Annotated in this window: 26 protein-coding genes and 3 tRNA genes; 6 read left to right on the forward strand and 23 right to left on the reverse strand. The window is 36.3% G+C overall.

Annotated features, from left to right (window positions below; genetic code table 11):
* Positions 1–2 precede the first annotated feature (2 nt).
* Both BLV53_RS13860 and BLV53_RS13865 read right to left on the reverse strand, forming a co-directional pair.
* Complete coding sequence (locus BLV53_RS13860) at positions 3–806, reverse strand: hypothetical protein (RefSeq protein ID WP_090301906.1); 804 nt, start codon at positions 804–806, stop codon at positions 3–5.
* A complete protein-coding gene (locus tag BLV53_RS13865) occupies positions 799–1,302 on the reverse strand; it encodes an RNA polymerase sigma factor (RefSeq protein WP_090301908.1) in 504 nt (167 codons plus the stop codon). Before BLV53_RS13865 ends, BLV53_RS13860 begins: the two co-directional genes overlap by 8 nt.
* 230 nt (positions 1,303–1,532) lie before the next feature.
* On the opposite strand from BLV53_RS13865, the gene BLV53_RS13870 reads away from it, so the two are divergent.
* Together BLV53_RS13870 and BLV53_RS13875 are read left to right on the forward strand one after the other, a co-directional pair.
* On the forward strand, positions 1,533–2,426 hold the full coding sequence (locus BLV53_RS13870) for a hypothetical protein (RefSeq protein WP_090301910.1): 894 nt from the start codon (positions 1,533–1,535) through the stop codon (positions 2,424–2,426).
* A 173-nt stretch (positions 2,427–2,599) separates the two neighbouring features.
* The gene (locus tag BLV53_RS13875; protein ID WP_090301912.1) at positions 2,600–3,784 is read left to right on the forward strand and encodes a hypothetical protein; all 1,185 of its coding nucleotides are present in this window, start codon (positions 2,600–2,602) and stop codon (positions 3,782–3,784) included.
* Positions 3,785–3,874: 90 nt separating this feature from the next.
* Here the strand turns inward: BLV53_RS13875 and BLV53_RS13880 are convergent, their stop codons facing one another.
* Positions 3,875–4,177, reverse strand: coding sequence for a hypothetical protein (locus BLV53_RS13880; protein WP_090301914.1), 303 nt, complete (start codon positions 4,175–4,177; stop codon positions 3,875–3,877).
* A 329-nt stretch (positions 4,178–4,506) separates the two neighbouring features.
* Here BLV53_RS13880 and BLV53_RS13885 point away from each other — a divergent pair, with 329 nt between their 5' ends.
* Both BLV53_RS13885 and BLV53_RS13890 read left to right on the forward strand, forming a co-directional pair.
* On the forward strand, positions 4,507–4,884 hold the full coding sequence (locus BLV53_RS13885) for a hypothetical protein (RefSeq protein ID WP_090301916.1): 378 nt from the start codon (positions 4,507–4,509) through the stop codon (positions 4,882–4,884).
* Between the two features lie 101 nt (positions 4,885–4,985).
* Positions 4,986–6,119: a putative glycoside hydrolase gene (locus BLV53_RS13890; RefSeq protein ID WP_090301918.1), complete on the forward strand. Its 1,134-nt coding sequence runs from the start codon at positions 4,986–4,988 to the stop codon at positions 6,117–6,119.
* A gap of 95 nt (positions 6,120–6,214) precedes the next feature.
* Here BLV53_RS13890 and panD read toward each other — a convergent pair whose 3' ends face one another.
* The 4 genes from panD to BLV53_RS13910 are packed head-to-tail and all read right to left on the reverse strand — an operon-like array spanning position 6,215 to position 9,211.
* Positions 6,215–6,604: an aspartate 1-decarboxylase gene (gene panD, locus BLV53_RS13895; protein WP_090301920.1), complete on the reverse strand. Its 390-nt coding sequence runs from the start codon at positions 6,602–6,604 to the stop codon at positions 6,215–6,217.
* Positions 6,605–6,619: 15 nt separating this feature from the next.
* The gene (panC, locus tag BLV53_RS13900; RefSeq protein ID WP_090301922.1) at positions 6,620–7,465 is read right to left on the reverse strand and encodes a pantoate--beta-alanine ligase; all 846 of its coding nucleotides are present in this window, start codon (positions 7,463–7,465) and stop codon (positions 6,620–6,622) included.
* A gap of 2 nt (positions 7,466–7,467) precedes the next feature.
* The gene (panB, locus tag BLV53_RS13905; protein ID WP_090301925.1) at positions 7,468–8,352 is read right to left on the reverse strand and encodes a 3-methyl-2-oxobutanoate hydroxymethyltransferase; all 885 of its coding nucleotides are present in this window, start codon (positions 8,350–8,352) and stop codon (positions 7,468–7,470) included.
* Positions 8,353–8,359: 7 nt separating this feature from the next.
* Complete coding sequence (locus tag BLV53_RS13910) at positions 8,360–9,211, reverse strand: Rossmann-like and DUF2520 domain-containing protein (protein WP_090301927.1); 852 nt, start codon at positions 9,209–9,211, stop codon at positions 8,360–8,362.
* A 350-nt stretch (positions 9,212–9,561) separates the two neighbouring features.
* On the opposite strand from BLV53_RS13910, the gene BLV53_RS13915 reads away from it, so the two are divergent.
* Positions 9,562–9,933: a desulfoferrodoxin family protein gene (locus tag BLV53_RS13915; protein WP_090301929.1), complete on the forward strand. Its 372-nt coding sequence runs from the start codon at positions 9,562–9,564 to the stop codon at positions 9,931–9,933.
* Between the two features lie 255 nt (positions 9,934–10,188).
* Here BLV53_RS13915 and BLV53_RS13920 read toward each other — a convergent pair whose 3' ends face one another.
* The 13 genes from BLV53_RS13920 to BLV53_RS13975 all read right to left on the reverse strand — a co-directional run bounded on the left by BLV53_RS13920 (position 10,189) and on the right by BLV53_RS13975 (position 21,410).
* The gene (locus BLV53_RS13920; protein WP_090301931.1) at positions 10,189–11,004 is read right to left on the reverse strand and encodes a response regulator; all 816 of its coding nucleotides are present in this window, start codon (positions 11,002–11,004) and stop codon (positions 10,189–10,191) included.
* Positions 11,005–11,019: 15 nt separating this feature from the next.
* On the reverse strand, positions 11,020–11,505 hold the full coding sequence (locus BLV53_RS13925; protein ID WP_090301933.1) for a hypothetical protein: 486 nt from the start codon (positions 11,503–11,505) through the stop codon (positions 11,020–11,022).
* 32 nt (positions 11,506–11,537) lie between these two features.
* Entirely contained in the window at positions 11,538–11,837 is a 300-nt protein-coding gene (locus BLV53_RS13930) for an STAS domain-containing protein (RefSeq protein ID WP_090301935.1), read from the reverse strand.
* A gap of 12 nt (positions 11,838–11,849) precedes the next feature.
* Positions 11,850–12,515: a hypothetical protein gene (locus BLV53_RS13935; protein ID WP_090301937.1), complete on the reverse strand. Its 666-nt coding sequence runs from the start codon at positions 12,513–12,515 to the stop codon at positions 11,850–11,852.
* Positions 12,516–12,604: 89 nt separating this feature from the next.
* Positions 12,605–13,018: an ATP-binding protein gene (locus BLV53_RS13940; protein ID WP_090301939.1), complete on the reverse strand. Its 414-nt coding sequence runs from the start codon at positions 13,016–13,018 to the stop codon at positions 12,605–12,607.
* 48 nt (positions 13,019–13,066) lie between these two features.
* Positions 13,067–13,366 (reverse strand): STAS domain-containing protein, encoded by a 300-nt coding sequence (locus BLV53_RS13945; RefSeq protein WP_090301940.1) that lies wholly within the window; start codon positions 13,364–13,366, stop codon positions 13,067–13,069.
* An 80-nt stretch (positions 13,367–13,446) separates the two neighbouring features.
* Positions 13,447–15,030, reverse strand: a complete 1,584-nt coding sequence (locus BLV53_RS13950; protein ID WP_090301942.1) for a PP2C family protein-serine/threonine phosphatase — start codon at positions 15,028–15,030, stop codon at positions 13,447–13,449.
* Positions 15,031–15,166: 136 nt separating this feature from the next.
* The gene (locus tag BLV53_RS13955; protein WP_090301943.1) at positions 15,167–17,209 is read right to left on the reverse strand and encodes a SpoIIE family protein phosphatase; all 2,043 of its coding nucleotides are present in this window, start codon (positions 17,207–17,209) and stop codon (positions 15,167–15,169) included.
* A gap of 22 nt (positions 17,210–17,231) precedes the next feature.
* Positions 17,232–18,728: an NAD-dependent dihydropyrimidine dehydrogenase subunit PreA gene (gene preA / locus BLV53_RS13960; protein ID WP_090301945.1), complete on the reverse strand. Its 1,497-nt coding sequence runs from the start codon at positions 18,726–18,728 to the stop codon at positions 17,232–17,234.
* A gap of 47 nt (positions 18,729–18,775) precedes the next feature.
* Entirely contained in the window at positions 18,776–18,925 is a 150-nt protein-coding gene (locus BLV53_RS17100) for a hypothetical protein (RefSeq protein WP_170830874.1), read from the reverse strand.
* Positions 18,926–18,936: 11 nt separating this feature from the next.
* Positions 18,937–20,085: a GGDEF domain-containing protein gene (locus tag BLV53_RS13965; protein ID WP_090301947.1), complete on the reverse strand. Its 1,149-nt coding sequence runs from the start codon at positions 20,083–20,085 to the stop codon at positions 18,937–18,939.
* A 112-nt stretch (positions 20,086–20,197) separates the two neighbouring features.
* Positions 20,198–21,010 carry a nitroreductase family protein gene (locus BLV53_RS13970; protein ID WP_170830875.1) on the reverse strand — a complete coding sequence of 271 codons (813 nt, stop codon included), beginning with the start codon at positions 21,008–21,010 and terminating at the stop codon, positions 20,198–20,200.
* Positions 21,011–21,083: 73 nt separating this feature from the next.
* Positions 21,084–21,410 (reverse strand): hypothetical protein, encoded by a 327-nt coding sequence (locus BLV53_RS13975; RefSeq protein WP_090301951.1) that lies wholly within the window; start codon positions 21,408–21,410, stop codon positions 21,084–21,086.
* Between the two features lie 281 nt (positions 21,411–21,691).
* Here BLV53_RS13975 and rbr point away from each other — a divergent pair, with 281 nt between their 5' ends.
* Complete coding sequence (rbr, locus tag BLV53_RS13980) at positions 21,692–22,234, forward strand: rubrerythrin (protein ID WP_090301953.1); 543 nt, start codon at positions 21,692–21,694, stop codon at positions 22,232–22,234.
* A 160-nt stretch (positions 22,235–22,394) separates the two neighbouring features.
* On the opposite strand, the gene BLV53_RS13985 is transcribed toward rbr, so the two are convergent.
* From BLV53_RS13985 to BLV53_RS13995, 3 genes are all read right to left on the reverse strand, one after another.
* A tRNA-Phe gene (locus tag BLV53_RS13985) sits at positions 22,395–22,467 on the reverse strand.
* A 6-nt stretch (positions 22,468–22,473) separates the two neighbouring features.
* A tRNA-Met gene (locus tag BLV53_RS13990) sits at positions 22,474–22,547 on the reverse strand.
* Positions 22,548–22,562: 15 nt separating this feature from the next.
* Positions 22,563–22,644, reverse strand: a tRNA-Tyr gene (locus tag BLV53_RS13995).
* Positions 22,645–22,663 lie beyond the last annotated feature (19 nt).

A 22,663-nucleotide genomic window follows, 5' to 3' on the forward strand; every position in this document is an offset into this window, starting at 1 on the left:
CATTATTTTGCTCTTACTATTTCCTCAGCCATATCTAGCATTTCTTCAGCCGAAACATCATTATCAAAGGTTCCTAGGTCATAGATAACATTATCCATTTCAAATATTACGTTTGAAACATAGCTTGTTTCACGTTCATCTGAACCATAACTTATAAAGAAATGGTCATCTGTTGCTTCGCGTTCACGTTCTTCTTCAGTAGGTTCAGAGCCTTCTTCGACAGGTAAAAATAAATACTCATCTACGCTGTAATAAATATCTACGCCATCAACTGTACGAGTTTCTAATGCTCTAGTTGCATCAACAGATTCTCTAGTTATATGTTCCTCTGAAATAACAGGGCTAGTTGAAATGTAAATATATGGTGAACCATCCCTCTCATATTGAAGATATATTTCTTTGTACTCATGCAAGGTGTGACTATCTTCATCTTCAATTCGACTTGATTCTGTTTCCATGTATGAAAAAGAATATCCATTAGTGAAATTCTCTATAGCAACAATATCTAGACTAGTTTTCTCCTCAAGCTTTTCTAAATCATCAAAATTTGTTGTTTTAGAATATAAATCATTATGGCTTATTATACTAGCCGCCTTACCAACAGCAAATGCAGTTCCACCAACAAGTACTAAGCAAGCAGCTGTTACAGTTGCTATTTTCTTTATATTAAATACTGATTTCATATGGCCTCCATTCTTTTCACCAATTGCATTATTAATCTGATGTATCAAATGTTCTTTTTCAATTGTTGAAAACTGGAACTCATCCATGGACATTTTATATTCTTTGATTATTTCTTTATTCATAAAGTTCACCTGCCTTAATATTAATTACATTATCCCGAGTCAAAGATTTCTTTAGTTCCTGTCGTCCTCTAGATAGATATTTTGAGACTGCAGAGATTGGTTTATCCATTATGGCCGAAATCTCTTTGACTGAATAACCTTCATAGTAATGAAGATATATGCTTATTCGATAATTGAGAGGTAGCTTCTTTATTTCATCTAACAGCTCAGAAGTAGGTGCCACTGGTGCTTCTTTTTCCACAATAGCCTCTAGACTTACAGTTCTTTTAAAAAAAGCACTTCTTTTTAAATCGTGGCATGCGTTAATAGTGGTTCTTATAATCCATGATTTTTCATGTTCCCTTGTATCGAAAGTCTTGCCGTTTGTCATATATTTCAATAAAACTGTTTGGCAAATATCTTCCGAATCAAAGGTATGCTGCAAATAGTTGTAGCTGATTCGAAGAATCATATCTGAATAAGTCTCCACAATTCGCCTTACTTCTTTTTCATCCATGTGATATTGCTCCCTTTTTCTTAATTTTAGAAGGCCTTCTACTTATAATACGATTAAAAGTGGGTAAAGTGGACACTAACATTTAAATTTTTTAATGGTAAAACAAATTATATCTATTTATACTTATACGTTGCTATGGAATTGGGAGGTCCAGTTGCAAGTTAGCTTTGTTAACTTTGTTTAAGAATGATAGTATTTAAGTATAATAAATACTTGAGGGGAAATTATGTATGAAAAATCCAAAATCTTTATTTTTAATAGCTGTGTTGTTTTTTTGCTTATCAGCCTGTGGAAAATCCGCTACCGACACTTTACTAAACTACACTGCAAGTGAGAATGAAGGCATTCAGACCTTACAGATAGATGATAAAGTCTTTGTTCCATTTACATCAGTTACACCAGCTGATTGTGGTGTGCAAATTGGATTTGTTGGTGATGATTCAAAGGGTAAAATCTATGAGTACAAAGATTTTAGTTCTGATGAATGGATTATAGAATACTATGAATCCGGCGAAATGGATGTTCCAATGCTTTATCGAGAACAAAATGTTGATGACATTCCAGATGGCATCTCTTCAGATTATGAATGGAATAATACTACTTCAAATGATAGCTGTAATTCAGATTATCCTATGTTGGTCATGGTTAATGATGTGGTTTACAAGAATACGGGTTATATTTGTTCCGCTATTAGCTGTGGGAATATGGATGGCACCATAGATAAAACTCTTGATTCCAAAGATACACCTACTGAAAATAACCAATCTAATTTTGGTACCGGATATAATTATCAATATAGTACTGAAGGCCAAATAGTCGTTGATATTGATGGAGAGAAATATATTTTCAGAGATTCCAAATTAACAGATTCATCCATTCCTATAGAAGTAGCTAATTTTACTGCTACAATCAAAGAAGTTAGAAATGATGGACAGTTACTTGTAACCTTTGTAGATATGGATGATATGTTTGTATCTCTTGCAGATGGAGACTATATAGTTGATGGTTCAACATTAGAGACTGATTTTTCTGAAGGGGATTCGGTAAGGATTTGGTTTGATGGCAGTGTTGAAGAAGTCCTGCCTGCGATTCTTCCTAACGTTTATAAAATTGAATTACTTTAATTTAATCCATTTCGCTTCCTACAACAATCAGTTGTGGGAAGCTTTTTTTATTTTATAAGGTTATATTTCTATAAATCATTCCGATATTAAAAATGAAGACTAGGCATATGGAGGTGCAAAAAAGTCTTCGCGTTTGGCCTTTTAAACTCTTTATTTGTGGAAAGGAGTCCGCTATGAAGATTGAAAACAGCCATGTAAACATGGCATCTAGTCACAATTCTTATTCTTACACCCATGTAGAAGTTGCAACAATTGAAAGACGAGCCAGTTCAGACACACTTGGCGCCATTATGCAACTATCTGAAGAAGGGGAAAAATCCTACAAAGAAGCAATTAAACAATATGAAAAAGACGAAGAACAGGCCAGAAAAGATAGGCAGCAAAAGAATATGCAAAACTCCATGAAATTAATGGCTGAGCAAGAAAAGCAAGTTCGAGAGGCTAATCAAGGCAGAAGCCAGTGGGATTTTGAAGATTTAGAAGTCAGCATTGTAAAGAAGATTCTTGCAGTACTAAACGGTGAAAAGCTCGATACTAAAAAGCTAAAAGAACAACTAAATAATTGGCAAAAGGGAATATTGGGTGGTTGTGAAAATAATTCTGATGGCGTTAGTTTCAGTGTAAACGGAGTAAGCCAGAATACCTTAAATCTTTCTTCTACTGAGTCAGTTTCCCGGACTCAAGTATGGCAGAAAATTACCGCTACAGAAGGAACTCACCTGGAATATGAAAATACTACATTTGCGAGCCAAGGCACAGTTCAGACTTCAGATGGGCGAAGTTTGAGTTTTAATGTAGAGGTTCAGCTTGGTCGCAGTCTATCTCAAAAAATCAACACCTTATCAGCTGAATCATACACAAGAATCCTTACAGATCCTTTGGTGATAAATATGGATTCTAATATCACATCAGTATCAGATATGAAATTCAAATTCGATATTGATTCAGATGGCAAAGAGGATGATATTTCTTTCGTTGGTAAAGGTAGTGGTTTCCTGGCATTAGACAAAAATGAAGATGGTAAAATAAATGATGGTTCTGAACTATTTGGAACCAAGTCTGGAGATGGTTTCAGTGATTTAGCAGAATATGACAAAGACCATAATGGCTGGATTGATGAAAACGACAACATCTTTTCTAAGTTGAAAGTATGGATTAAAGATGAAAACGGAAATGATAAACTTCTTAACCTAAAAGAAGCAGACGTAGGAGCTATATACCTTGGAAATGCAGATACCGAGTTTTCTTATAAAGATATAGCTGGTGAAACAAATGGAGTTTTACGTAAAACTGGAATCTATCTGAAAGAAAGTTCAGGTGCTGCCGGCACAGTAGCTCATGTAGATTTGGCATTATAGATAAAAAAGAGGGGCTGTGAAAAAATGAGATAATCATTTTTTCACAGCCCCTTAGTTTATAACTGTGCTATTATATTTTATCTATAAAATTTATACATTATTGCATACTGCAAACAATTCGTCACAGTGACGTCTAATCAGACCTTCAAGGCATATATTGTAACTATAATCTTCTTCACCTTGATTGCTGTATGCATAAATTTCTGCAATGTTATCACAGAATTTCAATAGCATTTCCTTCTCTGCACCTTCTATCATAGCAGGTAGTCTATTATGCAGTAAATTATATACATCTTTTTTGGCTTTATATTTTAATAATGCACGATACAGTGCCTCTTTTTCAGAATCAGATATAGTCTCGATTATATCTTCTGCTTTTGATTTTACACTCATTAATTATTACCCTTCTATTCCCTATACAAAACCATGACTCCTTGCTATCCCAAAATAAAGTTGTTAGCAAGAGCCAATAGAAATTGCAACGGAGTATAATCTATCATGATTCCTTTTCAAGGTCAATCATAAACTTTTCCATTGGCAAAATTCTTCATTTTTTGGCATTATTCAATAAAGCTATTTATTGTCGCTGTTTACTTTAAAATTCTAATAGAAACCTGTTTTATCTATTGAAAGGGTTTCCTTCATAAATCAAGTCTTTTTTATGAAAAATATTTCTGTTATCATATGTTAAATTTTGCAATATATACATGGGAGGACTCTCAATGGAAAATGAACTTGAATTCTTAAAAGCTATTCCCAAAGCTATACAACTGATACTTTCAAAGAAAAATATGACTATAGATGAGCTTGCTCAAAAAGGTAATTCCTCAGTTGAAGATATAAATGCTCTCATGAGACTTGAGATAGATAAAGTACCATCAGATATTTATGACAAAATTGCTATCGGATTTGATATTAACAAGCAATACCTAATAATGATTACCAATTGTATAGCTACAGGTGATTCTATTTTACAGAAACAATTACTTCAATTTATTGACCGCTCAGCAGATGGTCAGCTGAGAGTTATTCAGGCCCTAACAGACCTTAGTGAACGCTGGCAGGATGGGGAGGACAATTTCCATTTTTCTTTAAGCTAGCTAAATCCCCACGCATTTATTGAAAGGTGTGATAAAATAGCCTAGTAACTTACACTTTGGGATTTATTTATCTCAAAAAAGATTGGAGAGATATTTAAGCTATGAAAAAACGCTGTATTTCTGCAGTAGCCGTTATTGCTTTAATGTTTTTTTGTTTTAAAGCAGGATATGTTAATACCGCAGTAGCTGAAGTTGAAGAATTTATAGAAGTTCAAACCGATGGAACACTTGATGATAATGCAACGAATGACAATCGTGTAAAAGTAAAAGGGATTTTTGTATCAGGCCCTATGGGTGGCTCTGAAGGTATGGACAACATCATTTCCCTCATTAACGATACTGAACTAAACACCATTGTATTAGACGTCAAAGATGATTGCGGAAATATCAGCTTTAAAATGGACAATCAAAACGTCATAGATACTGGCGCTTGCATCCCTTATATTCAGGATATTAATGCATTTTTAAAAACCTTAAAGGATAATGATATTTATGTCATAGCAAGAATTCCATGCTTTAAAGATCCTATACTAGCCAAAGCACGACCTGACCTGGCTCTGATAGATGACCAGGGAAACCCTATAACCGATGCAGGCGGCAATGCCTGGGTCAATCCTTGTAAAGAAGAAGTCTGGAACTACATCATCAGTATTGCTGAAACTTGCTGCGAGTTAGGTTTTGATGAAATTCAACTTGATTATGTCAGATTTCCAGTTGGACAAAATGCTGCCAATGCTCTTTACGGCGCACCAACGGATGATGCCCACCGACAGGAATATATTAATCGTTTTTTAGACCAGGTAACAGAGCGTATACATCAATATAACGTGCCTGTCGCAGCAGATGTTTTCGGAACTATAATTAAAAGCTCTGAAGATGCCGCTCATGTAGGTCAAGATTATGTTAACCTGTCCAAATCGCTTGATATCGTATGCCCCATGATTTATCCCTCTCATTACGCAAACGGCGAATATGGAATTGAAATCCCCGATGCTGAACCTTATAAAACCATTTCATCAGCTCTCAATAGTTCAAAGGATGTGTTATCCATAGTGCCAGATAGCGAATGTGCTGTCATCAGACCTTGGCTCCAGGGATTTACAGCCACATGGATAGAGGGTTCTATCGAATATGATAAAGATGCAATCAATCAGCAAATTCAGGCTGTCTACGATGCTGGATATGAGGAATGGATTATCTGGAATTCAAAATGCCAATATGACTACTTTAGATAAACCAAAATTTTCCATATAACCAAAATATTACAAAAACGCACCTGACAAAATCAGGTGCGTTTTATTGTATTAGAATTCTATTTCTTTGAAAATCGCTATTGTTCTCCTAGCTTGCCATGCTTTTCATAATTTGTAATTCGAGCAGCTTTATTTTCATCATCCACAAAAACCACCTTTGGCTTATGTCCCTTTGCCTCATCAGCTGGAATACTGCAGTAGCACATAATAATCACATGATCATTTACAGAAACGCAGCGGGCTGCAGCACCATTAAGGCAAATGACACCACTGCCCCTCTCGCCTGCTATTGTGTATGTTTCAAAACGATTTCCATTTTCAACATCTACAATCTGTACCATTTCATACTCAAGAATACCCGCAGCATCCAGCAAATCCTCGTCAATAGTGATGCTGCCTACATAATCAAGCTCCGCCTGTGTTACAGTCGCTCTGTGTATTTTGCCCTTAAGCATTGTTAAATTCATCTTGTATACCTCTTTCTATTCCACCACAAAGTTGTCAATCAAACGAACCTTTTCGCCAAAATAAACAGCCACTGCTGTAAGGATTGGTCCATCAATCTTATCCACCTTTTGAAGCTCGTTCCAATCTACTATTTCCACGTAATCAACTCGTGCCAGTGGCTCTGATTCAATGATATCTGTGACGGTTTGCTTTACCACATTGGCATCCTTTTCACCGGCACGAACCATTTCCTCTCCTACTGTAAGAGCTTTGTGAAGAACAAGTGCCTTCTCACGCTCCTCTTCTGTAAGATAAGTGTTGCGTGAGCTCTTTGCCAGTCCGCTTTCCTCTCGAATTATTGGACATCCCACGATTTCTATGTTGAAGTTCAAGTCTCGTACCATACGTTTTACAATAGCAAGCTGCTGTGCATCCTTCTGTCCAAAATATGCTTTGTCAGCTTCTGTGATATTGAAAAGCTTGCTAACAACAGTACATACACCATTAAAGTGAATAGGTCTGCTCTTTCCGCAAAGCTCTGATGATAAAGTATCAACGCCCACATAAGAATGGAATCCATCGAGGTACATTTCAGATGGTTCAGGATGGAAAATCAAATCAGTTCCAAGACCTTCACATAAAGCACAGTCTGCCTCAAAATCTCTAGGATAAGTAGCCAAATCTTCCTTTGGGCCAAACTGAATAGGATTTACAAAATCAGAAACTATGACTTTATCGCATTCACTTCGAGCACGCTTGATTAAGCTAGCATGTCCCTCATGTAAATATCCCATTGTAGGAACCAGGCCAATTGTAAGTCCCTGTTTTTTCCACTCTCTTACGTTCTCTTTTACCTCTTTTATTGTTGTAGCCTTTATCATAATTATGCCATTACCCTTTCATCTTCAAGTGTTACTGTGAATTCTGTAGTTGCTGCAGCCTTACGCACCTCTTCCATGACGGCCTCATCTATTTTGAAATTGTGCTCTTCAGCAGGAAATGCCTTTGATTTTACTTCTGTATCATATTCCTTAAACGCGCGCTTCATTTCCTCACCGATATTTGCAAAATGCTTTACAAACTTTGGCTTAAATCCGCTGAACATTCCAAGCATATCCTGATATACAAGCACCTGACCATCACAGCCGTTTCCAGCACCGATACCAATAGTTGGGATTGACAGTTCCTGTGAAATAAGTGTTGCAAGCTCCTCTGGTACACATTCAAGTGTAACCATAAATGCTCCTGCCTCCTCTACAGCCTTTGCATCCTTGAGAATCTGAATAGCACGCTCTACATTTTTGCCCTGCACCTTAAAACCGCCAAATGCATTGATAGACTGTGGTGTAAGGCCTATATGTGCAACAACTGGAATATCCGCATTTACGATAGCACGAATCTGCTCACAAACTGAAGCACCACCCTCAAGCTTAACTGCCTGAGCATGACCTTCTTTAATTAAACGGCCTGCATTTTTTACTGCATCGTAAACTGATGTCTGATAAGACATGAATGGCATATCTGCCACAAGAAATGTATCTTTAAGACCTCTTGAAACTGAGGCACAATGATGAATGATATCATCCACTGTTACTGGCAGTGTATCGCTATAGCCCATCATTGTCATGCCAAGTGAATCGCCGATAAGGATAGCATTAATTCCGGCCTCCTCCATAAGGCATGCTGTTGAATAATCATAACATGTAAGCATGCTGATTTTTTCTTTGTCCCTCTTCATCTGCTGAAGTGTGGTAACTGTGTTTTTCATTATTCTCCTAATCCTCCTGATTGTTAAGTAGAAGCTCCAATTTGCTATAATCCGATTGGGGATGCTTTTCTTTTGCAATCTCCATAGTCTTAATTGAAAGAATTCGATAAATATCTCTATCAATACCTGTAAATGTATCCAGGTGCTTTGCTACCGTACCCAAATCGTTACGTTCTATAGGGCCAGTTAATGCGGCTTTTGTACCAACATTTAACACCTTTTGCACATTCCCTGCTAAAAGTGGTGCGATGGCATCACTCATCTGATCCTCCGCAAATCCGCATTTACGAAGTTCGTCCTGAGTAGCCTGCACCAGTGCAACCACCAGATTTGAACACATAACAGCTGCCCCGTGATACCTTGTTTTCACCGAAGCATCAATAGTTACTGATTTTATTCCACTTTTATCTAAAAGTGACTTGATTTCATCTATATGATGCTCGTTTCCTTCAATTGTAAATAATGCTTTTGGAAGCTCCTGGTAAGATCTGTACCTATCAGATACAGCCAGTAATGGATGGACCGAGAAACCGAATGCGCCAGTTTCCTCTATATCCTTAAAGATTTTCGAAGATAAAGAACCGCTGCAATGACATATCATTTTTCCAGCAATATTCATGTGTTTTATACTGTCCCAAACCATAGGAATGACATCATCCGGAACAGTGATGAACACTGTATCACTTTCTTCAATTAATGTCTCTAAATTTTGAAAATGTTTTGACTTTGTAAAATCCGCCGCATCTTCAGCGGAAGTAGACGTGCGACTATAATAGCCTGCAAGAATGTGCTGTGTTTCGGCAAAAAGCATTCCAAGAGAACAGCCTACTTTTCCAGCACCTACAAATCCAACCTTCATCGGCAACACCTCCTTAAAATATGGGGGTGATACAGTCTCGTTCAAAATGATACGAGCAGCCATCCGGCCTACCTTTTTAAAATTTAGAAGCTAAAAGGTATAGTTTCTTTCGAATACCATCCGCTAGACAATATATCATTTGTGTCTACGATTGTAAATAGATTATTTTTACATTGTACACTTGAATAATAAGTTTCACATTGATTACACAATCCATTAAATATTCAGATATCTTTGGCTCTATAATACTTTTGTTTTGAATATTATAGTGGTAAAATAGTCGTATCCTATTAAATAACGGCAATAGGAAATACTATGGGGAACTATTATTATGTAAGAGGAGGTTACTTATGAAATTCTTTGTTTGTGAAGTTTGCGGCAACTTCGTTGGCATGATTAAGGAGTCCGGTGCTCCTATGACCTGCTGCGGACAGAAAATGAAAGAGCTGGTGCCAGGTACTTCTGATGGTGCTGTTGAAAAGCACGTACCTGTAGTTACAGTTGACGGCAACAAAGTTACTGTAATTGTTGGCTCTGTTGAACATCCAATGGCTCCAGAGCACTTTATTGAGTGGATTGCTCTTGAGACATCTAAAGGTGCTCAGAGAAAAGTTCTTGAGCCAGGTGCTAAACCATGTGCTGAATTCATGCTAACAGACGATGATTCTGTTATCGCAGCTTATGCTTACTGCAATTTACATGGTCTTTGGAAGTCTGAATAAAATTAATACGTGACAGAATAAGGCAAAACATGTTATTTGTTTTAATAACCTAATAAATCTATTTATTCTGTTTATTCTGTTTAGTTATATTATTTCTATTTGTGTCTTTTGTGTGTTTAGTCTATTAAGTGTCGAGGATAAGTATAAAACAAAGTCCTCGACACTTTTTTCGCAAATTATAACGCCTATACAAAAAACTCTCAAATAAAGTAGTGTTCTACTTTATTTGAGAGTTGTAAACTCGCTATTATTTGTTTAATCCTCGTCCTCATACAAAGCATAGCTAATATCATCTAGCTCTGCATGGAAGAATTCAGCCCAGCTATATTGGTTCATATAATCTCCAAGATATTGGTACTTAGACTCCTTTTTCTTATCAAGCCAGTCAAACAAATCACACTCGATTTTATCTTTGGCAATAGCCATGCTACCGCGCTGTTTGATAATGATGCCATCCAACTTATACTTTTTAAAAGTATTCTGCAAATCCTGTCTAAGATTACACAAATATGAAAGCTTTTTATCTGGATCACCATCATCCTCCCATAAAGATGCAATCAGCTCTCCATTGGAAGTTTGTGCCCCACGGTTATTAACCAATATTGCCACGATTTCCTTTGTTCTATTATATTTAAACGCAACAGGCTCGCCATCAACAAATAACTCAAAGTTACCGAATGTCTGGGCAAACACTCTTTTATATTTCTTTCGAATCTCTGGATATCTTAAAGTATCCAGTTCTTTTCCTATTCTCTCCTCTACTTCAGGCTTATATATATATCCGCTGGCATGAAGTTGCATAGCCTCAAATGCAAATTCCTTATGTTCAGTCAGGAATATAATGTTCATTGAAGGATTAAGCTCCACCAAATATTTTCCCAAATCAATTCCTGAAAGTTCCGGCATATTTACATCTAAAAATGCCACATCTATTTCCTCTTCGCGGGCTTTAGCCAAAGCAGAAAGCGCACTATCAAAAGCAAAGCACTGTGAACCAGGCTTTATCTTTTCAATAAGTCCTACAACTTTATCAAGAGAAGTGCGCTCGTCATCTACTGCTAAAAATTTCACACCGCACCTCCCTTATTAAATTTTTATTGGCTTAACCTTTTGATTCATACGCTGTTCGGCAGTCATATGTAAAGGATCTGCCTCGCCAACCACCAACGTATCTCCGTCATTAATTGCCGCCTCATGCAAAGGGCCGCAATTCATATCAGCAATTACAAGTGCTGCAAATCTGTCATAATTATCGAAATCAATCACTGGAAAATGATATTTCATTCTATACCAATGATTTGGATCGTACCCCATGCTTCCGATATACAGACGATCTGCAGTATCAGCCACCTCATCAACACCTGCAGGCTGACCCATTTCCAGATTGAACTCATCACAAAATAAAACTGCATAGGCCTTTAATACTCTGTCCCTAACAGTCTCATCTGTACCATCATTGTTTTTACGACCAGTTACAGAATCCATCACCTCATAATAATAATCCTGGGCCTGCTCGCTATCATCAAAATTAACTATGGCGTTGAAAAATTCTTTTTCTTTAAACTTTTCCACTTTAGCCCCCTAACAATAGCTTTTTTCATTCATTACTGAATATTTAATATATCTGAGAACCCTGTAACGTCGAAAATCTCCTGTACTTCCTCTGAAGGGTGCATAACTGTCATGTTTCCCTGTCTATTCATGATTTTTTGTGCTGATAAAAATGTTCTTAAACCAGCACTGGAAATATACTCAAGCTTTCTTACTTCAAAAATTAGCTCTTTTACTCCATCTAAATCCGATTTAACCACTGCTTCCAAATCCGGAGCACTTGTAGTATCGAGGCGACCCTCTAATTCGATAGTCAACACTCCATCATTCTGTGTTTTTGATATATTTAACATGATAAAACCCTCCTAATTTGTCTCCATAATAATAGCCATTTCGATTTGATTCTTTTCTACTCCGACTATAACGTCTTTAGCAACACTTGCCACAATGGATTTTTCCAGCTCATCCCAATATTTCTGGGATTCCACATTACCTTCCAGTGAATCCTTGTAATTATCCATAGACCACATAAATCCTCCAAACGAACCAGGACCTGTGGAAACTGAAGTATCAAGATATGTACCTGAAATACCTGCTCCATATCCGTTGTACTTTTGTTGAAGCTTCATAACGCCATCATAGTTCAATAAACCAGTCTCGATGAAATCTCTAACTTTTCCCATAAATCCTATAGCAAGAGCATTTTCTCCAGTTGAAGAAACAGACATTAAATCAGACTTTTTATCTATGTCCATATCAGTCTTACCAAGAAGTCTAAGCCAGCACTCATCCTTATATTTTTCAACCCAAATTCTAGCTGTAAAATCTTCTGTGATTGCTTTGACCATTCCAATAGTTTCTTCAAATAGAAGCTTCATATGAAGCGCATCTCTTTTTTTCAACTGCAAAGAATCTATAATACCGTCCACAGCAGCATATACATCTTTTAGCTTTTCATCGTCATCACTGATGTAAATATGCTCCGTTGAGAGTTCCGGGATTTGTTTATTATTCTTAATCATCGTCTCCATTACAATAGCCTCCCTCAATTATTTATTTAACATAGAAATTTTATCAAATGATTTATCACACAAATATCACAGTCTGATTTTATGAGCCATTACTTTGACCAGGTATATGAAATGGTCAAAATATTTTTCCCATCCTTATATTGATATGAAACCTCATCCATACTCTTTTTGACAATAAGAATACCAAGACCCCCTATTTCCCTTTCATCTGCAGACAAAGTAGTATCCGGGTCCTCATGTTCCAATGGATTATATGGTGTTCCACAATCTTTAAACAGGATTACAATAGATTTTTTGTCATTATCCACATCAATATCTATCTCAGCATTGCCCACCGAATCACCGTAAGCATAATTTGCAATATTGACAAATATTTCTTCGACAGCGACAGAAATCTTCATCTGCTCTTTCATCGAACAGCCTGCTTCCTCCAACTCCTTTTCTATAATAGAAAGAAGCTCAGTTGTGTTTTCCAATGTTGCCTGTAATTCTATTTTTTTCAACTTGTCCCCTTTTGTCTGAAATCTAAAGCACTACTAATGTACTTTTTACTATTCAATAGTAAAAATATCTGAAAAACCGGTCACTTCAAATATTTCCAAAACTTCTTCAGAAGAATTCTTAACTACCATATTTCCCTGCTTATTCATAATTTTCTGGGATGAAAGAAGCACTCTAAGTCCAGCACTAGAGATATAATCAAGTGCCTTGAGATCAAAAGTCAAATCAGTTACTCCTTCAATTTCTTCATTTATTACATTTTCCAACTGTGGTGCAGTTGTAGTGTCCAAACGCCCTTCTATAGCAATTGTAAGTTTGCTGCCTTCTTTAACCTTATTAATGTTTAACATTTAATGTCCTCCTCCAAATTATTTGCTTTCATTATACTCTATCAATTTGTTGTGCGCTATAAATCTATTTTAACAATTATCTATTTTAATCCGAAATATCTGAAACAAAGCATTGTGATATCGTCAAACTGTGGCGACTCCTTAACAAACTCGTTGATATCAGCTTGAACATTTTGTAGAAGTTGCATAGCATTTGCATCTTTATCACTGTTTAGTGCTTTAAGTAATCTATCTGAACCATACAATTCCTCTTCTGCATTAGTAGCTTCAGTAACTCCATCCGTATATACGAAGAAAACATCTCCAGGATGTAATTCAAATTCATGTTCTCTAAATCTGATTCCATCCATGGCAGCTACTGCAGGTGAATGCTTGTATACATCAAATTCGTAGTATCCGTCTTTACGTTTTATAGCTGGATGCTCATGCCCAGCATTAGAAGCCAAACCCTTACCTGTGGTTAAATCTATTATCGCAAGCCACACTGTTACAAAAAGTCCAGTATCGTTAGTCGCACAAATCTGATTATTTACATCTGTAAGAATCTGAGCTGGAGAATACTGATTGTCCATCAGTGCTCTGTTCTTAATGAGCGTCTTGGCGTTTACCATAAAAAGTGCTGCCGGGACACCTTTTCCTGCTACATCGGCCATTACTAGAGCCAGATGATTGTCATCAATTAAAAAGAAGTCATAAAAGTCTCCACCAACTTCCTTTGCAGGAGTCATGGTAGCATAAATATCAAATTCCTTCCTATTAGGAAATGGAGGAAAAATACTTGGAAGCATATCTGCCTGAATTTTAGTTGCTACATTTAATTCTGCACTGATACGTTCCTTCTCAGCTGTGATAATTTGAATGCTTTTAATGTAATCAACGATTTCAGCCTCCATCTTACTAATTGACTTGGCCAAATCCTCCATCTCATCATTTGTACGAATCTGCATAATTGAGGTATCGTCAAAAACAGCAGTCTCCGCAAATTTGTTTATATTGTCTCTTATGGTAACAATCGGATCAATAAGGTTTCTGCTTACATAACGCCAGTTTAGCAGACAGAACACACTTAATAATAGAAGTGCAATTATCACCATATTTCTTATGAAAATGAACAGAGTGGTCTGTATCTCTTCCATATTTGTATCTACAAACAAAAGGGCTACAACATTTCCCTTGCTATCCTTCACTGGAAGACAGCTTGAAGTGAGATATCCATATTTAGAATGACGCACCAAATAACTGGTTGGTCGAACCCCCTCAGTATAAGCAGTCCACAATTCATCAAATGGTGCTGCTATAGGATCCTCGAAGCCGATATGACTTCCTGAATCATAGACATATTTGATAGTTTTATCTTCATATGGAACACCTATATAGATATATGCCGCATTTGAAAACTCCTGGATATATTCAAGATACTCTACCATTTTACGGTAATATTCATCTTCCTCCCAGGTCTGGGTATATTCCGCAATTTTATCGTGGTCTAACTGTTTTAAAATAATGTGTGCCACAACGTATCCGCGCTCGTTATAAAGTTTCTGCACTACCTTATCAAATATGACAGAACCACTCAAACACATAAGGACATTCATACATAGTGTAAACAGTAGAATTCCAATTAGTGCCTTTCCATGTATACCCAGTTTCCTTTTTGTTTTCAACTTTATTATTCCCCTTTATGATTCTAATAGTGTTATTCAAATATAAAATATGAATAACACTATTTTATCATTTTATTCCTTAATACACATTAGTCTAATATAAAAGTATTTAAAATATTTTAAATCAAGACCTTTCTCAACCCCAAACCAACGGTTTTACGTATTCAAAACCTAGCATTGTTATATCGTCAAATTGTTCTGCATCCCCCTTAAACTCTTTTATGCTTTCAGAAATCTCTGGTAATGTATCTGTTATAGATTTCTCCTTTACGCTATTAAGTGTTTGAAGCATTCTTTCTGTACCATATTGTTTTTCGTCTTTATTTATAGCCTCTGGAACGCCATCCGTATATACGAATATCCTATCACCAGGCTGCAATTGAATCTCATATGGTTTTGATTTCACCACAGGCATTGCGGCTAGGGCCAAGCTATGTTTATCCTTAAACAGCTCATAATCACCATCTCCATGTCTGATAACAGGATATTCATGTCCAGCGTTTGCACATTGCATAAGTCCAGTCGTCAAATCTATAATTCCAATCCAAACTGTAACAAACATTTCTGCTTCATTGCCTTCACAAAGTGTCTCGTTAGTTTTTGCAAGAATCTCCTCTGGAGTTCCACCTGAAACAGTAAAGCTTCTAATAGCAGTCTTGCTTCGCATCATAAACAATGCAGCCGGTATTCCCTTTCCCGAAACATCAGCAATTACAAGAGCTATTCTATTTATATCAACAAAGAAAAAATCATAGAAATCTCCACCTACTTCTTTAGCCGGCTTCATAGTGGCGAATAATTCAAATTCGTCCCTATCTGGAAAACTAAATACCTGCGGTAAAGAAGATGCCTGAATCGTTCGAGCAAGAATAAGCTCCTGTTCTATTTTCTTTTCAGCAGCTGCGATGTAACCCTTCAAGGTTAAAACCGTCTGATTGATATCATCGGAAAGAGATGCAAACTCAGAAGAAGTTCTTACCGTTACCACCTCATTTAGATTTCCATTTGTAATTTTAGATAGGGATTCGTTAATCAAATGTATATTGTTTACCACTATCTGATTTACAAGATAGGCTATCAGCACATAAATAACTGTGAACAAAAGTATATTAGAAAAGCCTGACTCATATGCATCTGCATCCCTATGCCAATAAACCTCAACTTCACTTATTGCGGTAACAATCATAGTGTCTTTATCATACCATTCCGCATAAATAAAGGCCTTTTCTCCCCAATAAGTACCACGGAAAATATTATTCATGTTTTTCGTTAATCGCTGAAACTCTGCCACAGGAAGCTTTATTCCTTGATTTTTTCCTCTGATAATACGTCTGTCAGAATCAATTATTCCAAACCATACAGAATTATCCACCTTTATAGTGTAATCATCATATTCATACTGAGCTCTTACAGCATCAACATTCTTATCAAGCATAGTCTCACAATCCTGCATAGCCGATTGAGTCTGTATTAAAAAAGAAAACAGGAAATTGCTAAGAATCACAATTGATGTGATAATGAATAGCCATTTTTGAAATTTTTGAGACAACGGCTCCTTTTCCTCATCATTTGGCGCAAAAGGATTATGCCATTCTCCAGCTAACACTTGTAGGATAATAGAAGATACGGACAAACCAATACCTGTAAAAATGATCATAGGTATCGAGCATGTACTTACAACCAAAAAAGCCATTCTCATGTCATCTCTATGGGTGATAAATACCACGTACATATGGAAAACTTCCATAACGGCACCCATGAAGAATGCATAAAATGGGGATGGCTTTTTCCCTTTAAAAACTTTGATTTTCATGCCCATAGCAACAAAACCTGCCAGGCAGGTTGAAATACTACAAGCAATACGTGTATAAGAACTTACTCCAAAATACGTTCCAGCAATATATCTTTCAATTCCACCAATAAGGCCGGCGATAACACCTGCTCCAGGCGAAAAAAACAAGCCAGCTGCAAGTGGTCCAATATCTCTCACATTGATAATCATCTTTTCATATTGAATACCAAAGTGAGTTGATAGCACAGAACTAATTCCAAAAACAATTCCTATAACCAGCTTTTTAAATCTGGTTATTTCCTTGTCTTTTGTCCAAAACCACACCACAATAGTCAGAAGTACATACAAAAGTGTCACTCCTGACATTTTTAAAATCATACTAACCATTTTTTCATTCCCCTTTTAGCCCCTAATTTCTAGTAATTCTTTTTTTGCTGACAGAAATAGCATGCTGCGGACATACCAACAGACATAAATGGCACCCCACACATTTACTTCCATCAAGCTTTGGAATGCGATTATCAAACTTGATTGCCTGATGACCACCGTCCATACAAGAAATATAACAGCGACCACAACCAATACAGTCTTCATCATTAAATTTAGGAAACAGAATCGTGTCGCGCTCTAATACGTCTGTCGTTTCGCTAACAGAATCCAATCCTGCTCCGATTATATCTTTTACAGAATTAATTCCCATCTGCGCCAGATAATAATTTAGTCCAGATTTTAAATCGTCAATTATACGATAGCCGTATTGCATAACAGCAGTGGTTATTTGAATTGAGCCAGACCCTAAAAGTATAAACTCTAAGGCATCTCTCCAGGTTTCAATTCCACCCATTCCACTTATATGCATTTCCTTAAGAGCTGGATTTTGACCCAACTCAGAAATAAATCGAAGTGCAATAGGTTTAACAGCATTGCCACTATATCCACCCAAGGCAGACCTTCCTCTAACAGCTGGTTGAGACACAAGTGTGTATGGATTTACACCTGTAATACTCTTGATTGTATTTATAGCAGCTATTCCATCTGCACCACCACGCAGCGCAGCCTCAGCTGCAGGGCTCATAGTAGCTACATTAGGTGTGAGTTTAGCCAAAACAGGTATAGTGGTACTTCTCTTGGCAGCTCTTGTAAATCTTTCCACAAGCTCTGGCACCTGCCCGATGTCAGATCCCAGACCATCTTCCATCATATTAGGACATGAAAAGTTAAGTTCTATAGCATCAGCTCCATTTTCTTCACAAAGCTTTGCCAAGGACTCCCACTCAGCTTCATCCTGCCCCATTATAGATGCCAGAATAAACTTAGTAGGATAGTTTTCCTTTAATTTACGGAAAATGCTCATATTCTCAGCCACACTATGATCCGACAGCTGTTCGATATTCTTGAATCCTATTATACTACCATTATCGCCGGTAATCGCAGAAAATCTAGGAGAAGCCTCATGAATATCTAAAGAGCAAATTGTTTTAAAACATACGCCTGCCCAACCGGCTTCAAAGGCTCTGGCACACATATCATATGTCGATGCAACAACAGACGATGATAATAGAAAAGGATTCTCCAAGGGAACACCACCAATATCACATTTCAATCTATCCTCATTATCCGGTATAGCTATTTCCGTAACTGGTAGAACTTTTTCGGTTAAATCCTTCATTATAGATTTAATCGGAACAATATTTTTACTTATACATGCCTTTTCACAAGGTGCATTGCATGTAGCACAATAACTACTTTCCTTATATTTTAACGCTGCAACGTCCGGATTATCAAACCAAATAGAACGTAAAGCCTCCCCTGGCTCAAACTCAGGACATGCATTACTGCATGGTGCATCCTGACATAAAACGCAAGAAATCATATCTGAACGTCTAATATACTTTTGAAATACCATAAAAACTCCCCTTTTATTAAATGATAAGTCTTATTAACGTTTCCTGTTCAAAAACCTGTATACATTTCAACATGACCAGATACAATTTTATACATATCCAGGTTTGATTCTCCTTCTTGAAGTATGGTAATCCCCTCCGGAACTTCGTATATACGATTTCGATTGACTATACATTTTTCATCAAGGTAATTAGACATATATGCCACCTTTACTTTCTATTCAGCTTTTTATGATGTTGCTGCTTTTGGATATACATTAACTCATCAATATTTGCAGAAAATTCTTCCCTACTCAAGCCACTCCCATATTCATAAACTTTATATCCACAGCTTATATCAACACTTTTATCCCAACCTCTCTTATCTCGAATATGAGCCAATTTAATTCTGGATTTTTCAATCAATACTTCCATTTCGGATGTAGACTCATTATCTGTAATCACACAAAACTCATCACCGCCAAATCTTCCAATAGAAGCATTTTTTCCGAAATAGTCCACCAAAATTTCCGCAGCTATCTTTATAGCCTTATCACCTTCTTCGTGTCCAAAGGTATCATTTATTGATTTAAAATTATCCAAATCCATCATAATCGCAGTAAAATTCTTATCTGCTGTCTGGCTATTCTTAATCATTTCGTCCATCTTAATATCAAGCCCACGTCTATTGAGAACACCTGTAAGATAGTCGATATTTTTATCTTTACTTTGGAAGAAAAAGAAAATAACAAGGCATCCTAATGAAATTCCAGCATAAGTTGTTTCTATATTGGCGACAAATACCTGCGCTAAAGCCCCTGTTACAGCAAATAAAGGTAATATTAAAATTGCATTTTTATATTCACTCATTAAGTCTTTTCTAAAAATAATTGCATATAGCAACACTAAAACAATAAAAACCATAAGTGTTAATGCCCTTATTAAAAAAAAATCTCCTCTATAATACACTCCATTTTCAAAATAAAAGAACCATTTCAAATTAAACATAGATGAAATAGTCACAAAAAATGCATTTATAGCGGCAAATAATTCAAACGCCCCTCTAAAAATTCGTCGTGGAACACTACTCTCAGTATCCATCCAACAATCTATATAACTTAATGCAAATAATATATCTACGGGATCTAATAAGAAAATTAAATAATATCCTATGTAGGCTAAATAAAGTAGATTATCAGAATGACTCTCCCCTATTCGACCTATTGACTCAGAAAATAATAAAATAAGCGTACAAATAAGAATTGCAGAATATTTTCTACCTTTCTGCAATCTAGAAGTGTTGTTCTGAAATATCAGTAAAAGAATCAGAAGAAAAAATGTATAAAAATTTAATATAACCCAACTAGGTATATCAACCATTTTTTACCCCACTTAATCAATTCTTATCTATACAACCTCTTCTGATTCTAGCACTATATATTTAAGAAATTGTGTTCTAAATATAAAGTAATTACTCTATATAAATACTCACTTATACTAAAGTGTAGCTAGCAATGTATTCAGTATTTTCTGGTAAACTGATATTAGGATTGCTCAAAGTAAATGACACATTAACACCATTTTCCTTGCATTCACGCTCAAAATGATACATTGCAATACCTACATCAACCTTCTGAAGATCATATACGCCGTTATCATATCCTCTGTCTTTTTTCTCAAAAAAATGAATTGCTGATTCTGTAACAACAGCTCTCCATGGCTGCTTATTTACTGCCGATGGTGCAAAACGTACAGCCTCCAATGCTGAATAAATACCAATATTTTTCGCATCATTTTCACTTAATGGAGTATCAAAACTATCTTTAAAGAAAAGGTCAGAAAAATCGAAACGTGAGTCTGCCTTAACACCTTTTCTCATAAGCACTTCCTTTACACCCATTTTTTCAGCTGGAACACCAAGAGGGCTAATACATGGCATTATTTCATCTTCTGCAAGATTTGAAGCTTTTTCAAACTTATCTCTAGGCATTGTTCCACCAATCCATACAGTGCCAAGATTCTTGCTTACAGCATACATCAAGAAATCCTCAAAGCTATAACCATATGCCACATCAGCATTTTTTTCTTTCTTAATTTTAGCTGTAACATAACACCTTTCCCCAGATAAAACAGGGCTTGATAATCCATGCTCCTTCGCATCTAAAAAAGTATATGTAATAGGAATATTATAAGGATTAGTTGTTGTCTTAGAGTAATTCTCTAAATCTTCTATAACTTCCGCAGTAAGACCCTTTCCATCAAATGTTCTTACACTTCTTCTACTTTTAACATCATCAAAAAACATATTACTGTCCTCCTTGTTAAAAGAATTATACCCCATACAGTTGCGCGCAATCAATAGTATTTTCTTTGAGATTTCATTTATCAGATGCTAAAAATGCAGAAAAAACATCGACACCCGCAGCCATCTTTTTAAGCTGTGCTAGATTTTCCTTCATATATTTCTCTAACTGCTGAATCTCTATATCAGCAAAGCCTTTATTTTTATTAATGGTGCATTCAGGAATTACTCCTTCTGCATTCCTGATACCATCAGAAAAAGTAACATATGCATACTTTTTCCCCTCTTTATTGCTACAAATTGCAGATACCGACATATTCAGCTCACCTATATTACCAGCTTTATTAGTGAATTCTTCTTTTTTATTTTCAATAGAATTGTTGATATTGAAATTCTCGCTCATGGCTTCCCCTTATATATTTTTTCATAAGCTTATTATACCAAAAATAGAATAGAATCTTCCTCTACACTCTAGGTAGTGGAAACATGATTTAGCATATCGTTTAAATTTTATATTTTGACATTTAATTGCAATATTTTTTATTTGACAGAAACTATTATTTACTAATCTTGCACCTTATTATTGTACACTATTTAATAGCCTAAACAAATGTTAGTAATGACTTACCAATATTATCTGTGATATATTTAAAATATCCAATATGAAAAAAGGAGGATTTAATAATGGCAGAAAATAAATATGCTGGTACAAAAACTGAAAAGAACCTTTGGGAAGCTTTTGCAGGCGAGTCAATGGCTCGAAACAAGTATACATATTTTGCGTCTGTAGCAAAAAAGGCTGGATATGAGCAGATTGCAGCTCTTTTCCTTAAAACTGCAGATAATGAAAAGGAACATGCAAAGCTTTGGTTCAAGGCTCTTGGTGAAGTAGGTGATACTCCAACAAACCTTTTACATGCTGCAGAAGGCGAAAATGCTGAATGGACAGATATGTACGAGCGAATGGCTAAAGAGGCTGAAGAAGAAGGATTTCCTGAATTAGCTGCTCAGTTTAGAGGTGTTGGTGCTATTGAAAAGCTCCATGAAGAGCGTTATCGTAAGCTTCTTAGCAATGTTGAAGCAATGGAAGTATTCAAGAAGAGTGGTGTAACAATGTGGGAGTGCCGCAATTGTGGTCATGTTGTTGTAGGCTTGGAAGCCCCTGCTGTATGTCCTGTATGTAAGCATCCACAAAGCTATTTTGAAGTACGTGAAGAAAATTATTAATTATTAGCTTAAACAAAACGAGTGAAGTCAAAGTCAAAGGCTTCACTCGTTTTTTAATGTACAAAAATAGCCACAGGCTTAAAGCTTGTGACTTGATTAGTAGATAATATTTATTTAAAATTCTATTTTCTGCTTAGAAAATATTTAGATATAAGAAAAGTGCCCAGAGTCGGAATCGAACCAACGACACGAGGATTTTCAGTCCTCTGCTCTACCAACTGAGCTATCTGGGCACGTAGTTGCGGGAGATGGATTTGAACCATCGACCTCCGGGTTATGAGCCCGGCGAGCTTCCAGACTGCTCCATCCCGCGATAATAATAAAAAGATGGGCGGTGGTGGATTCGAACCACCGAAGCAATTTGCAGCAGATTTACAGTCTGTCCCCTTTGGCCACTCGGGAAACCGCCCACAGTATGTATTTTATATT

It is taken from the genome of Pseudobutyrivibrio sp. ACV-2, from assembly GCF_900107545.1.
Classification (GTDB): Bacteria; Bacillota; Clostridia; order Lachnospirales; family Lachnospiraceae; genus Pseudobutyrivibrio.